Annotated in this window: 9 protein-coding genes; 2 read left to right on the plus strand and 7 right to left on the minus strand. The window is 40.3% G+C overall.

What is annotated here, in order from left to right; all coding sequences use genetic code 11:
- Nucleotides 1-424 precede the first annotated feature (424 nt).
- The 3 genes from EZY12_04325 to hetZ all read right to left on the minus strand — a co-directional run bounded on the left by EZY12_04325 (nucleotide 425) and on the right by hetZ (nucleotide 5,161).
- The gene (locus EZY12_04325) at nucleotides 425-2,734 is read right to left on the minus strand and encodes a DUF3488 domain-containing protein (GenBank protein ID QSX70506.1); all 2,310 of its coding nucleotides are present in this window, start codon (nucleotides 2,732-2,734) and stop codon (nucleotides 425-427) included.
- Nucleotides 2,735-3,003: 269 nt separating this feature from the next.
- Entirely contained in the window at nucleotides 3,004-3,798 is a 795-nt protein-coding gene (locus EZY12_04330) for a PatU (protein QSX68917.1), read from the minus strand.
- Between the two features lie 175 nt (nucleotides 3,799-3,973).
- Entirely contained in the window at nucleotides 3,974-5,161 is a 1,188-nt protein-coding gene (gene hetZ / locus EZY12_04335) for a heterocyst differentiation protein HetZ (protein QSX68918.1), read from the minus strand.
- A 213-nt stretch (nucleotides 5,162-5,374) separates the two neighbouring features.
- On the opposite strand from hetZ, the gene EZY12_04340 reads away from it, so the two are divergent.
- Nucleotides 5,375-5,848, plus strand: coding sequence for a hypothetical protein (locus EZY12_04340; protein ID QSX70507.1), 474 nt, complete (start codon nucleotides 5,375-5,377; stop codon nucleotides 5,846-5,848).
- 514 nt (nucleotides 5,849-6,362) lie between these two features.
- On the opposite strand, the gene sds is transcribed toward EZY12_04340, so the two are convergent.
- Nucleotides 6,363-7,334: a solanesyl diphosphate synthase gene (gene sds, locus EZY12_04345; GenBank protein ID QSX68919.1), complete on the minus strand. Its 972-nt coding sequence runs from the start codon at nucleotides 7,332-7,334 to the stop codon at nucleotides 6,363-6,365.
- 834 nt (nucleotides 7,335-8,168) lie between these two features.
- Here sds and EZY12_04350 point away from each other — a divergent pair.
- A complete protein-coding gene (locus EZY12_04350) occupies nucleotides 8,169-8,366 on the plus strand; it encodes a hypothetical protein (protein QSX70508.1) in 198 nt (65 codons plus the stop codon).
- A 763-nt stretch (nucleotides 8,367-9,129) separates the two neighbouring features.
- Here EZY12_04350 and EZY12_04355 read toward each other — a convergent pair.
- The 3 genes from EZY12_04355 to EZY12_04365 form a co-directional block, all read right to left on the minus strand.
- Nucleotides 9,130-9,975, minus strand: a complete 846-nt coding sequence (locus EZY12_04355; protein ID QSX68920.1) for a glutamate racemase — start codon at nucleotides 9,973-9,975, stop codon at nucleotides 9,130-9,132.
- A gap of 213 nt (nucleotides 9,976-10,188) precedes the next feature.
- A complete protein-coding gene (locus EZY12_04360) occupies nucleotides 10,189-12,048 on the minus strand; it encodes an N-acetylmuramoyl-L-alanine amidase (protein QSX68921.1) in 1,860 nt (619 codons plus the stop codon).
- A 574-nt stretch (nucleotides 12,049-12,622) separates the two neighbouring features.
- Nucleotides 12,623-14,449: an N-acetylmuramoyl-L-alanine amidase gene (locus EZY12_04365; GenBank protein ID QSX68922.1), complete on the minus strand. Its 1,827-nt coding sequence runs from the start codon at nucleotides 14,447-14,449 to the stop codon at nucleotides 12,623-12,625.
- Nucleotides 14,450-14,839: the final 390 nt, after the last annotated feature.

The raw sequence follows: 14,839 nt of genomic DNA on the forward strand, positions 1-14,839 counted from the left end.
AGAATGGGAGTTACAACGACTTAAACCACGTTAAGTTGAGTTTTTTCATAACAAATGCTTTTTTTAGCTGTATTATCAACGAAATCTACTAAAAATATTCCCTCTGATATATGCAAAATTATATCCATATAAACTAGTAACGCAGGGCGGAATTTAGAATTTAGAATGAATACAGCATAAGCTTTTCACAGATTCGGAATGGTTCATTAACTTACGCCGTACTGTACTAGTAAGCCTTTTTCGGAATTTAAAATAAATGTAAGTGGCATGAGCTTTTGGAGACTGGTAAGAGGCAATTTTATAGTACTGCAGTACTGTATTTGGCATGAAAAGAGCAGCTTGCATCACACCTCTATCTATTATACTAGACTCAAAGACATCTTATTTGCCAGATTTAGGGGCAATTCATAAATGCCCCAAATTATCAAGAAACGCGATTTCTCTTAACTTTCTTCAAGACTTGCCATCTTTGTTGTAACTGCTGCCAGTTGGGAGTATGTCCACCATAACGCCAACTCACATAAGCATGACAAATTTCATCTATAACCTCAGCTATTTCTGGGGAATGGTGTTGGGATGAAAACTGGGCATACTCTAGAGGTGTTTGACTGGGATGCTTCCCTAAACCCTTGTTAGCAGTCCATTGCAGCATTTGTTGATAAAGTCTTTCCATTGGGGGTAATTTCTTTAAGCAACGGAGGTTAAGCCACTTACGCCATTGTCCCCAACCGAGCCAACCGAAGAAAGCGGCAATTGTCCCCACGATTAAACCAGTTAATATCCCTAACCAACCTTTAGTAAATAAAGCCAAAAACCAGGCTATTCCTTGGAATAGCCAGCTAAATATCGTCCCAAACACAGTATTTAAAATAGCTGTAATTGGTGAAGGTAGCCAACCAGCTACCCAATTCCAAAATTGACGGAGGACACTAAAAGTTTGATCTTCTTCTATAGAAGGAGGAATCAAGGGATGTCCAGGAATGGGATCAAAGGTAAACCAGCCATACTTAGGAAAATAAACTTCCGTCATCGCGTAGGCATCAGTATTACGGACAACATACATCCCTGTAAACGGATTAAACTCCCCTGGAGCAAACCCCGCAACTAATCGGGCTGGAATGCCAACAGAACGCAGCATCACTGTTAATACAGTGGAAAAATGGTCTGGATAGCCACCTTTATTTTTGAATAAAAAGGTTTCTACTAAATCATCCTTCTCATCTAAATAAGGTAAGTCTAAGGGATTTGTGGGGAGGGTGTAATTTTGTTTAACATACTGAGCTAAGTAAAGAGCTTTTTCGTAAGCTGAATCTAAGTTTTTAGTCCCTGGAGAACGGGAAACCCGCTGTTGATCATAACTAGCCAGGATTTCTTCAGTTCGTTTTCGGACTTTATCGGCAATTTCTGGGGGGATCGGTAGGTAATACTTTTTAATATTGCCTGGATATTTAGTTGAGGCTTTACTTAACAAAGAGCGATCGCGGTAGGGAACATCTGAAACTACAGTATATGTTAGACCCTCTGACAATTGCACTGGCGCACGTAAACCATCTTCCTGATCAACTGCTATTGCGGGTGTGGGAAAATACAAACCTTTGGGATAGGACATCGCTGGAATCAGGTTAGGCATCTCTGACACCAAATTATAAGTTTGGACTACCTCTTTTGTTAGAGTAATGAAGGGTGGAGAATCAATAGAAATGCGGGAAGTCCAAGGTGATTGTCTGAGAGTAGTAACTTGATCATTCCGGGAAATCTTCCAACCTTTACCTGTATAACTGTCAAAAGCCAAAACTCGCCAAAAACCTGCTGCTTGCGATCGCACACGCATTACCACCTTGGGTTTCATTTCCCCCCGCAGGTTTTGGTTCATCTCGCTATTAAAACCGTAATAAAAATTATCATCTAATTTTCCTGGTTCACCAGCTTTTCTTGATCCATCAGCACCATTACCTTGACCACCACCCTTACCTTCACGGACATAACCAGGGTTAATAATATTCCGTCCTGTAAAATTTTCTGGAGCTTTAATCGGCGCACTGACAGGAAAAGACCGGAGTTGATAACCAGGAACCCGGGGTAAAATTGCAAAAATCCCCAGTCCTAAAGCTACAATCACCAAAAAATTTAAAATTAGAAACTTAAAATTGAAACTAGAATTATTTTTTTGAGGAGATTTCTCCGCAGTAAATTGCTTAAAACCTAAGCGAGAACGGTAATCCAGCACTAAAGTTGGGAGAGCGATCGCCAAAAATAATAGCAACACAGGTGCAAAAGCCATAGTTTGGCTTAATGTCGCCGCTACACCCACCAATATCAACCCAATCACAATCGAATAGCCCAAATCTTTGCGCCGGGGCGTATCAAAACTGTGCAGCACTTGCAATTGAATCAATAATTCTGCCAAACTCAGCCGGGTATCATTCCAATTACCGATAAAACGCCCAAAAAAAGCACCCAAAGCCAATAACATTCCAATCGCAATACAAAACTGGATGGGAATATTAGAACTACGGCGACGGTAATAACTCCACCATGTACCCACCATAGTCAGTGGTACTGTCCACCAACTAAATTGAGTTTCACCAGCAATATCCGTGGCCACAATCCCCAAAATTACCAATACCATCACTAGCACTCGTAAAGGAATTGAATCTTCCACTGCTTTTAATGGCGATTTTCCTCTAGTTTGTTGCCACTGATTACCTACCGGCAAACGCCAAAACCGATTCATCCTGGATAAATTAACCATGTTCAAACAAGCAAAGCTATGATGTAGACGCTGCGGACACAATGCTAGGCTTCAACTTTTCTCCCTATCCTAGCCTTAGACTCACTAGGAGTAAAAGTATCGCGCTCATAGCTAAGTGAATTAGATACGCCCTTAATATTGATATTGTTGTTTGCAAAGAGAATTAAGTTTTAAACCCAGGAAATTAATCAAGATTAATATACATCTGTTGCTATTACTCCCATCTAATTCCTAGATATGGAAATTTTGAACTAGATTTTCACCTGAATAGCCAACAATAAAGGCTGTTGATCTAATTCGGGAAACTCAACGGACAAAGTATAAGTTGGCTGATTTCTATCAATTTGTAACTCGATAATTGGTATTTCCGAAATCTCAGATTTCACCAATTCTTGAGTATTATTACCCTGGAGTTGTAAAATTCCTGGTGTAGGTAATTCACCTCGAACCGTCAATTTCGTAAATTCATCTAAATTATGTAATTCTACTCGAATACTCAGATTCCCCACAGTAGTGAGCCATTGTCTATCTACTAATGGTTGACTAAATGAAATCGGCAGAGTTAAATTTTCCAACAGTTGTTTGGCTGCCATTAAAGACAAAGCCATTTGTTGCCGTGGTAGCAAATCAAAATAATCGCTCTCAATATCAGGTGTAGCTGTCAGAGTATCAGCCGAACGATAAGAGCTTCTCAGGACTAACCCGGCCAAATCATTGATGGCCTGAGCATCCGTGGGGAACATACTTTCTACCACGCAAACTAATTTAGCTCCCAGGGGTAAGGAAGATGTTAATAACACCTGACATTTTTCTAACAATTGCCAAAAAACTTTTTCGGGCAAAGGAATTGGTAAATTTAACTTAGATTGGTGGACAGTCCACCCCCAAACAGGAACTAATCCCAATGATTGTTCTTCTACACAGTCAGGATACTCTACCGATTGTGTTTCCCAGGGGAACAACGGCGGATTTTTTTCTACTTGGTCTTGTAAACGACGCTTAAGAATAGCTTGAAAACGTTCTTGCACAGTAGGAATTTCTCCCAATTGAAAGGTTTGGGGCTTTTCTTGTCAAGCTCAGTTCACCAATGATTTGGCTAACATCTTGATCTGAATGTTTACCCCGTCAATTTCCTCACATTATAACAAGCTATACCCGTAGGTGTTGAATTTATAAATTTTCAATACCCAAGCAAGTTGATAATTTTATGAGGATCACAAGTCACCATTCATGGGTAGATGCACTAGATCCGGACACTAAAGAATTCCGAATTTCCCAAGCTTGTTCTAAAATCTTAAACCAACGTTTCTGTAATTGTGCCATTGACAAGCCAACAATCTTGGATATTTGCTCGTCAGGTTTTCCTTGTTGCTTCAAATCTAAGATAGACTTTTGTTTCTCATCTAGCTGTGCTATGTAAGTTTCCCATTGAATCGGAGTTAAACCCAAATTAGTGGGTAAGGAAACTTCTAACCACTCATGAACCAATTCCCAGCGATGTAAAAGAGCAAACCGAATTAAATGATATTTAAACCGTTGCTGTAAATAATCACGCTGCCGAGATGTTAAACCTAAAATTGACTCAATTTCTGGTGCTGATAAATCTTGAAGACGAAGCGCAAAGTAATCAGCACAGTCAGATTGTTCTTTTTCTTCTAAATAGTCTATTAATTCCGTAATCACAACCGAGCGCAGGGTATTTTCTTCTGGTTCGGGTTGCATTGCCATAGCCGAGCGTAATTTGTGGATAGCTGGCTCTTCCCAAGAACCGTCAGACTCACCACTACCACCTTCAGATGCCAGTTCTATATCTACACTTGTTTCTAGAGGCTGCTGTTTGGAAAAAGTTTGCGCTCGCAGAATAATTAGCTGTTGCTGTCTACCGGGGAGGGGAATCCGACGTTTACCGTATCTTTCGGTAAATGCCATGTATTCTCCCAATTCTAATAGAGTCTGGGGGCGATAGGTAGGACCTAATTGGTTCTCCCTTCTAAAAGCATTTAAAGACTCCAGATAAAAACTCTGGAGAAAATCTTCAATGATAGTCAAGCGCCCTTGATAGCTTAATTGCTTATGAGGGGGATTAATATAACGATAAACAATAGCACTCAGTGTGCTGTGTAATTCTACCCTTCCACGACTTGAGCCTAACTGATAGTAGCGGATACACTGTTGTAACCGATGTTTAGCTAGGCTCATGGCTGAACTTTCTACAGACCCGGAAGTTTGAATGCGTTTACTTTCATTGCAAATCCGCAGAACTTCGTTAGTAATTCTCACGGACACATCGTGACAATTCTGCTCCGAAGCCTTAGTTGACTGTTGAAGTTCCCTAAATAGGAATTGAAAGATGACCTCCACGCTGATAGAAATTTTCCCTTGAGTAGTTGCGATTGCTGTTAAATTCATAGTCCCAGTTCTCAAAAAGACCCTAACATACTTTGGACACGACTTGTTAGACTTTGGATAATAGCTGCATGGTTTTTGTGTACAAGTCAAACGCAAACCAATTTACATTGAGGATGTGGCTGATAAAGAATATTGAACTTGTGAATCCCAATTTTGTGGGCTATTCTCTCGCTTATGTTTTAGCCATTATCCAAAAGTCATTTACAACTCATGATGGATTTAGAAGCACAAATTCAATTGCTGATAGACAATGCACCCCAGGATGGCGTGACACCACAAATTATGGTATCAATCGCTCCTGTATTAACCGCTATTGCCGAAAAGTTAAACTACTACCAATACTTTATTCTCCAAAATTCTGAGAAGGATTGGGTTTTAACTACATTAAGCAACCGCGCAAATCCAGGAATAGAAAAGCAAGTTATTTACGCTTTCCCTACCATACAAGATGTTTCCCAAATCTCAGATGCTGGGCGTGACCCTCACTTGCTGCCAACCCTCATGGATGTTACCCAAATTTTATTTCAATTAGTAGCTCTGAAACCAGTACACAGCATAGTTTTCATAGAAACACCTGGAAATATAACCAATACGGTGGAAGTGCGGCGTTCTGAGATGGAAAGGCTGATTCAGCAACGATTACAAGAATTTAAAGGTAAAAAAATAGTTCCTCCCAATATTGCCTAAATTTGGGATTCAGGAGTCACCGTAGGGGCAATCCCCCTGTGGTTGCCCCTCTTGTGGAGTCACCGTAGGGGCAATCTCCCTGTGGTTGCCCCTCTTGTGGAGTCACCGTAGGGGGCAATCCCTGACAGGTGTAGGTTTTTAATATTCTCTGTAAAGGCAAGACCAGGAAGACAAGGAGGGATAGTAGACAAGGAAGATTTTATCCATAAAATACCCAATTTATGGTTTGTTTTATGACCAATCATCCATTTCTTGTCCGGTTTTCCTCCCTTGTCACCTTGTCTGCCTTGTCTTCCAAGTCCTGTCCTCACCCAATTGTAAAAAACCTACACCTGTCAGAGGGGCAATCCCCCTGTGGTTGCCCCTCTTGTGGAGTCACCGAGTCAGGAAGAAGGAAAAAGGAGTAAAAACATTTGCTCCCTATTCCCTATTCCCTCCTGTATTAATTGCTGTCCTACCACCGCGTTGCTATAAATTTCCTCAATCCCAAATCTTAAATCGCCCTAATTTTTTTTTAATAGAGCCGACTTAGGACATATTCAGTCAAATTTATGAGTGCTTCGCGCGATTTTGATGGGGGTAAAATACCGATATGCTCGCTGGCTAATTTAGCATGGTGAGCAGCTAATTCTCTAGCTTGCTGGATACCTCGACTATCATGAATTAGTGCCAATGCTTGCTCTAAATCCCCTGACTGGGCAAACTCTCGTTTAATCAGGACTTCTAAGTAGGGTTTTTCTGCCAAAGCAAATAAAGCTGGTGCTGTCAGGTTGCCACTTTTGAGATCAGAACCTGCTGGTTTACCCAGGGTGTCTGTTGAACTGGTGAAATCAAGAATATCATCTACTATCTGGAAAGAAAGACCGAGATGGCGACCATAGCCGAACAAGTGTTCGGCAGTTTCTAGGGATGTTTCACTAATTAATCCAGCAGCTTTAGCACTGTTGGCAATTAATGACGCTGTTTTGTAATAGCTCTTTTGCAGATAGGTTTCTATAGAGAGATTAGCATCAAAGCGATTTAGCCCTTGCTGAATTTCTCCAGCCGCTAAGTCCATGATTACTTCGGATAGGAGTTTGACAACATCCAAATTATTGAGATTTGCTAAATACCAAGACGATTGAGCAAAGAGGAAATCCCCTGCAAGCACAGCAATGCGATTACCAAATAAACTATGTACAGTCGGTACACCACGCCGGACATCTGATTCATCTACTACATCATCATGTACCAAGCTGGCTGTGTGGATCATTTCTGTAATTTCTGCCAGTCGTCGGTGACGCGCTGTAATATCTTCTTCTAACATGGTCGCCCGCGATATAAGTAGCACTATCGCAGGTCTGATTCGCTTCCCTCCAGCACCGAATAAGTGTTCGGCTGCGGCATAGAGAATGGGATGGCGATTTCCAACTAGCTGTTTAAGGTTATCTGCTAGTATTTGCAGGTCTGCTTCCACAGGGGTAAACAGGGAGGTGGCTGGGGTCATGGATGGGCGGACTCTGACTTAGGTTACGAAAGTTTACATATTCTTTAATTTTAAGATAACCCAGTGTCAGCGCAAAGTTTTCCTTCGGGAATCTAATTTTTAATATCTATTAAGATATTCATACATTAGATGATAAATATGTTAAAATGATTATTGTTTTAAGTTTAGTTAATTTTTGTCAAGTTTATCAATCACTAATTGCGTAATAATTAAAGTTTTAGTGTTAATAAAATAACTCACGTTACTAGTAATCTAAAGTTGGCTGTCAGCAACAAAAATTTTGCAAATTTAGTCTAGAAATTTGCTTCAAATTCAAGCTGGCTGTGCTAGGCTAGTACCTAGAGATATTAAATTTTTCAGATTATTCACTTCCGAAGTAAAACCATCTTATGGTGATTTTACACAATAGTGTTGTGGGTCTAAAATAACTCGTCGCCAAGGAGAAAATGGGAATTATTCCTAAATTCTGGGCGACAATCATACCTTTTAAATTGAATTATGCTTTTCCAGTTATGGAACTAACTCAACGTGTTTAGCGCGCGTTAAGTATCAGCGTATGTCTGTTTAACTTGGTGTGAGGTCAATAGAACAGGCTAGGTAAATTGCTGATGAACGCAGTGTAAGTTTGCTATTTAGCAATTTTACTGTTGTCAGATGTATGGCCTGGGAAAGTTGATATTAAAGAGAATAAATTAATTGACCAGAGAAAATTAGTTTTCTACTGGAAAGCTTTGTATAGCTAACTACATTTATCAAGGGTGTGCTTGATTAACTGAAGTTTTGCCAGTTTTGTATGCAATTTTATATTCCTTAGTAAGTAAAGATGGTGGAACAATGATTTACAGAAATATGCCTATGATGATATTCATTTTAGCTGCTGGCTACTTATTTAGTGTGTATTTATTATTAGCATTAGCAAAGCGAGCGGGCAAAAAAAATGTGCCGCAAAGTGATTCTAATGCTGTCCAAAATAAGTATAAGCAGCAGAGAGGATTAACGGCAAATGTAACGGAAGCCGTCAATAGTCAATAAAGGGGTTACTATATCAACGCAATGATCCGACATTATATAATTAATTGTGTTTAAATACTTGTTCAATGATGAGTCAGTATTTGTGTAAAAATTTGGCGATTTTTTGCAAAGTTTGCAAGTTGGAGTGATTTATCCAAATCCTTGCAAAAGACTATCTAGGGTTTGCAAAAAAGAAAGCAAAAGGGTTGATAGATAAAGGTTTGCAGGGTTTTATAACCAAACAAGTGCAAGATTATTGACAATAGATGTTTAAAACCCTGGCATTTTCATCAAAAATAATCGCGTAAATTTGAGGACTAATTGTCCAACCTTCTCTTCCTTCTTCTTCCTCCTCTTTATTCCTCCTGACTCGGTGACTCGGTGACTCCTAGCCTTCACGAGAAGACTTTTTCAGCAAACTCTATCTACCTGCCTAAAATTCTTACTATTAGACTGCTTTAAGTGGACAAGGTTTTCAAACTCGTTGTGGTGAACTACCTACACCGCCTGAGTACAGGTCGGTGTAGGCTTCTGGTACATTCTTAATGTTGCCAGAACTTCCTTAGAGGTACTATTAGTAGTAGAGTTACTTACTACCGGATTCCCTTTACGGCGTTTTATCGTTGGGAACAGTCCAGCAATTCTCATATTAAGGTTTCATGACATTTAAACCCTTACAGTACAAGGAGTTTACAATTCTTAACAAATCTGGAGATTACTGGAATGATGCAAACTCGTTTCAAAATGAGAATTGCTGCACCATGAAGGACTTTTAAAACATCCTCTAAGATACAACAGCATCTGCAAAACATACCTGTTCTACCATTGGGGTATAACCCAACCACTGCAAACCAGATTGAGTAAATTGCTCAGGACAACCGCTGACAGCGAAGCGGGTAGGCATTGGTGGATGAGTATTTTTAATCCCCAGTATATCTAATTCTTGAGAGCAAGCAGCGACGACATGAACTGCTGGGTCAATTAGTTTGACGTGGGAGGGGAGGAGCGATCGCAAAACAGGTGAAAGATGGGGATAATGGGTACAACCATAAACTAAAGTATCAATTTCTTTCTCAAGCAAAGGCTCTAAATAAGTTATTGCTATTTGAGTAGTATAAGGATCATGAATACGATTTTGTTCAATGAGAGGCACAAATTCAGGACAACTGACCTGCCAAACTTGGACATTGGGTTGAATTTCTAAAATAGCTTGACGATAGGCATTGCTTTGAGCCGTAGCGGGAGTAGCAATCACACCAATCCGCTGTCCTTGTTGGACTGCTGCCTTTGCCCCTGGTAGAATCACGCCCAAAATCGGGAAATCAAATTCTTGTCGGACAATATCTAATGCCAGAGCAGAACTGGTGTTACAAGCCATAATAGCCATTTTCACCCGTTGCTGCTGCATCCAATGGAGGATTTCTCGAACAAATTGTAAAATTTCTGTTTGGGAACGAATTCCATAAGGAAGACGGGCTGTATCCCCCACATAAATAATTGATTCATGAGGAAGTTGTTGATAAATCTGTCGTAGCACAGTTAGCCCACCGACACCACTGTCAAATACGCCAATAGGAGCGCGTTGAGGTTCTTGAGGGGAAAAAGTATCAAAAATAGAAGATGAATACACAGCAAATATTAATTTAGATTGTTGTCAGTTGTCAGTTGTCAGTGGTAATCCTTTCCCAGGATAAGATAATCTATCTTCTTCTTTCTTCTTTCCTTCTGCCCTTCTTCCTTCGTGTTCTTCGCTCCTATCCCTAACGGGACGCTGCGCGAACGTGGTTCATTTAATCTATATTCTTCTAGTGGGAAAGAACTAATAACCCATAACTGACGATGATTATCTTTGTTTTAAATAATTCAGAATACCAGTAGCTATCCCCTCAGCCATACGACCTTGGTACTCTGATGATCCTAAACGGGGATTATCTTCTCGACCAGTCATATAACCTGTTTCTACTAAAATAGCCGGCATAGAATTTTTTCTAAGGACATAAAATCTAGCTTTGCGAGTTCCTCGATTATTCAGGGTACTGATATTTTGGAGAATCGTCTGCCGGACAGTTTCGGCTAAACCATAACCACTGTCATAATAATAGACTTCTAACCCATTGACATCAGACCGATTATCCACAGAATTAGCGTGAATACTGACGAATAAAGTAGCATTAACCCGCTTGGCTATATCCACACGTCCTTGGAGTTCTACAAAAAAGTCAGCATCTCGCGTCAGAACTACTTGTATACCATTTTGCTCCAAAATTCTGGCCAATTTTGTACTAATAGGCAGAACTACATCTTTTTCTAGCAAACCACCCAGTCCAGGAGCGCCAGAATCTTTACCGCCATGTCCAGGATCAATAACTACCAAAATTTTGCCATTAGGAACTGGTAGCCGGGGCTGGGGTCTTGTTTGTGGAGGCTCTGTGTTAAAACTTGGAGGATCTAGTCGTGGTATAGGAGGTGTAATCAGAGGACGTTGAGCGCGAAGATTAGTTTGCAATTGTAGCGCTAACAATTGAGAGGTAATTTGATTAAGTCCCCCAAAGTTAACACCAGATGCAGGTTGAACAAGAACAACTACAGTATTGGGGGATTGGGGTTGGAGACGGACTTTAAGAATAGGGCTATTGCTATTAAAAGTGGGGCCTTTGACCTGATTGGCTAACCTAGCATTGGGAATGGTGATGCGAAATAGACCAGAACTTCTATCCCAGCCAGTGGTAGCAGATATGGCTTGGTCGGCTCTAATTAGTAATTGTGTGCCATTTCCACCTATTTCTACAGATTGAATCAGCGCGGGGGAGTCACTAACTGATGGTGTAGAGGATTGATTATTATCAGATAATTTGGCTACACGATCTGGTATGACAACAAAACCGCTGTCACCACTAGGTAATGCCTGCCAATTGCCACCAGGGCTATCTAACAGCAGAGTCATGCGAACAGCAGAGGGACTACTTGATAATTGGCTAAATTGGATGCGACGGACTCCATAGCGATTAATCAATAGATCCCGTTGTCCCATATTTACTGATAGGGCTGCACCAATGATATCAACGTTGACAGAGCGATTATCTTGACTAGGATTAATTTGCAGTTGAGGATTACCACCACTGGTACTAATGAAAAATCCATCACCTGTAACTCGCAATTTATCAATTTGAACTACCCCTGGAGGTGTTTCTCGATTAGATCGGGTGATCTGATTTGTTGTGACTACGTTGTAAATATTTCTGGAGGAAGGTGTTGTTTCCGATGATTGATCTGATACTGGGGGTAGTGATGGTTCTCCAGTTTCCCCAGAAGCAACTTCTGGCTGTGGTAATTCTACTATCCAACGTTTGCCATTAGCGGGAATAAATTTTACTTGCTTAGGGTTGAAGGTGTAACCAGGAGCTAGTTCTAGGACTAGGCGTGTTGTTTGTTCGTCAAACTGGCCGATGCGAATGGTGCGAATTTTGCCACCAATTTGCTGGGTTAACGACGGACGGCCAAATTCGGTTCCTGGTAAATCAATTACTAAGCGAGTGGGGTTAAAAATAAGTTGAGCTTGGGGTTGGACAGCACTAGATGTGTTTATTTCCAGACGATTTTGATTAGTATCAAACCGCCAAGATTCTAATTTCGCGGCAAATGCTGGCGAAGATAGCATGAAAACTGTTCCAAAAGTGCTAGGTATTAACCAATGTAGTTTCACGTAAAGCTCCTGATTCGCATTCATGGGATCTGTCAATATCTCAACTTATGGGCTAATCTTCACATCATCACTGCCTTAAGAGGATGTTTGAAAAGTAATACGTCGTGATTTTTACCCCCCTTAATCCCCTGATAAAGGGGGGAAATCGGAAAATGAAGTTCCCTCCCCTTGGAAAGGTGAGGGTTAGGGTGGGGTAAAAAAATATTTGATACATCAATCATGACTTTTCAAACAACCTCTAAGAGAACTCCACAAAAAAATGAACTGCCTGCAGCAACGCTAGTTCCCTCCGGGACGCTCTCGCGTTCGCTATCCAATCTTGTGGGATGGGCATCCTGCCCGTCTTTGTATTATTAGCAGGCAAGATGCCTGCACCACAAGAGAATTTGGGATATTTTTTTATTTGGAAGTCTCTAAATTTAACTTTGCTCAAGGACAAAATTATGGTGTTGGTAGTAAGACAGGGCTAATGGCGTAGAATCCTAGCATATAAATATATTTAGTGTCGCTATTTTGTGAGCAAATTTATTTTTCTCCCATTGGTGGTTAGACAATAAGTAATAAAAATTACTGTTTATCTGGATCTTAAATATTGAAGAATGCCTTGGGCGATCGCATCTGCCATCTGATTTTGATAAGCTGTAGTTCTTAACTTAGCAACATCGTTCCTGCCGGTTAAATAACCCGTTTCCACTAAAATTGCCGGCATAGAGTTTTTCCGGAGAACATAAAACCGCGCTTTTCGCACACTCCTATCTCTAATATTGAGACTTTGGAGAATTTTACTGTGAACAATCCGAGCTAATGTTAAACCAGTATTGTAATGATATGTCTCTAAACCGTTAACTTCTGGACGATTTTCACCGGCTGAATTAGCGTGGATACTGACAAACGCATCAGCATTAGCCCTTTGGGCAATGGTTACTCGTCCTGGTAGACTGACAAAAAAATCAGAATCTCTAGTCATAATTACTTGAATACCATTTCTCTCCAAAATTTCGGCAATCCTTTTCCCAATTGGTAAAATAATATCTTTTTCCTGGACTCCACCTATACCAAGTGCCCCAGAATCTTTACCACCATGTCCGGGGTCAATTATAACTACTAATTTTCCTTTTTGAACTGAGCGCCGGGGCTTAATTTGTGGTTGTCTGGGATTTAGGTCAGGTAGTTGTTGCTTGGGTGGCAATAAGGGAGGTAAATTTATGGGTGGTCTAATCTGACGATATCGTTGCAGGTTTAGAGCCAGAAGTTTGTCTCCTACTTGTTTGGGTACACCCAGTGTAACACCTGATGCAGGTTGAATCAAGATAACTACAGTATTTGGCGGTTGAGGTTGCAGACGGAGTTTGAGAATGGGACTATTAGCATCAAAAGTCGGTCCTTGTACCTGATTGGCTAATTTAGCATTAGGAATGGTGATTCGGAATAAACCAGAACTTCTATCCCAGCCTGTGGTAGCGGATATAACTTGGTCGGCTCTAATGAGTAATTGCGTGCCATTATCAGCAAGTTCTATAGATTGAATTGTGGCGGTTGAGCCACTATTAGTTCTAGTTGGTGGTAAATTCTCATTTTCAGGTAAGCTGACAATTCCCCTAGTAGGAAGGATGACTAAACCGCTATTACTGGAAGTTAATCGCCAGTTAGGACTATTTGCGGCGATTTTTAACGTCATGCGGACAGATGTTGGTGTTGTTTGCAATTGAGTAAATCCAATGCTGTCCACACCATGTTTATTAATGGCTAAATTTCCTTGGGTTAAATTTGGCGATAAAGTTGCACCAAAAATATCAATAAATACCGTAGTTTTATCACGGCTGCTCATGATTTTGGTTTGAGGATTACCGCCATTAGTGCGAAGAAAAAAGCCATCACCAGTAATTTGTAAACTCTCCAGTTGAGTTGTACCTCTGTTGCTGTTAGCAATGGGTGAAAATTCAGGTTTAAGCTGGGAGTCTATGCTGGCTAGATTGTAATTATTATTATTAGTGGCAGATGAACCTGATTCAGTTTCTAGTTTTGGCAATTGTACTGTCCAGCGATTAGCACTTTTACCCACAAATTTAATTTGTTTAGGATCTAAGATATAACCGGGACTCAGTTCTAAAACTATCCGTGTTGTTTGTTCATCAAACTGGCCAATGCGAATTTCCCGAATTCCACCACCTATTTGTTGAGTTAGCTGGGAACGTCCGAATTTAACACCCGGTAAATCAATTACTAAGCGAGTGGGGTTAAATACTAATTGTGCTTGAGGTTTTACAGCACCATTGGTATTGATTTCTAGTAAGTTTTGATTGCGGTCAAATCGCCAAGATTCTAATTTTGCAGCTAATGTGGGCGATGATAGCAAAAGTACACTGCCAAAAGTAGCGGGTAATAACCAATGTAATTTCACAATTTTTACTCCTAGCTAAGTTAATAATTAATAATGGCAGATGCAACTATATAGATACATACGAAAAACACCCACCACTGTCAATGAATGACATAAACTGGCGGGTTATCCTTCTGAATAAAAAAAGTTTTCAACCTATAAAAACTGTCCTGAAAAAAAATAGGAATACAAAACATTATCAAGGCTACTAGAATGGGAAACAAAAAAATTTATAACACCAAAGGTAAATTTAATTAAAAAAAAGTGAGATCATGGAAAGTATTGCTATATTAATGAGGTTCTGGAGCATTTAAAGCCAGGAATAATCACCATTTTTACAATTAGAGGGTGTCAATAGCACAGAAGACGGAGATTGGATTCCAGAAGTTTCTGCCAATCTCCTTATATAGT

The organism is Dolichospermum sp. DET69, assembly GCA_017355425.1.
GTDB lineage: Bacteria > Cyanobacteriota > Cyanobacteriia > Cyanobacteriales > Nostocaceae > Dolichospermum.

Coding starts and splice junctions, on each gene's coding strand:
- EZY12_04325 (QSX70506.1), bottom strand. CDS start 2,734: ATGAATCGGTTTTGGCGTTTGCCGGTAGGTAATCAGTGGCAACAAACT.
- EZY12_04340 (QSX70507.1), top strand. CDS start 5,375: ATGGATTTAGAAGCACAAATTCAATTGCTGATAGACAATGCACCCCAG.
- sds (QSX68919.1), bottom strand. CDS start 7,334: ATGACCCCAGCCACCTCCCTGTTTACCCCTGTGGAAGCAGACCTGCAA.
- hetZ (QSX68918.1), bottom strand. CDS start 5,161: ATGAATTTAACAGCAATCGCAACTACTCAAGGGAAAATTTCTATCAGC.
- EZY12_04350 (QSX70508.1), top strand. CDS start 8,169: ATGATTTACAGAAATATGCCTATGATGATATTCATTTTAGCTGCTGGC.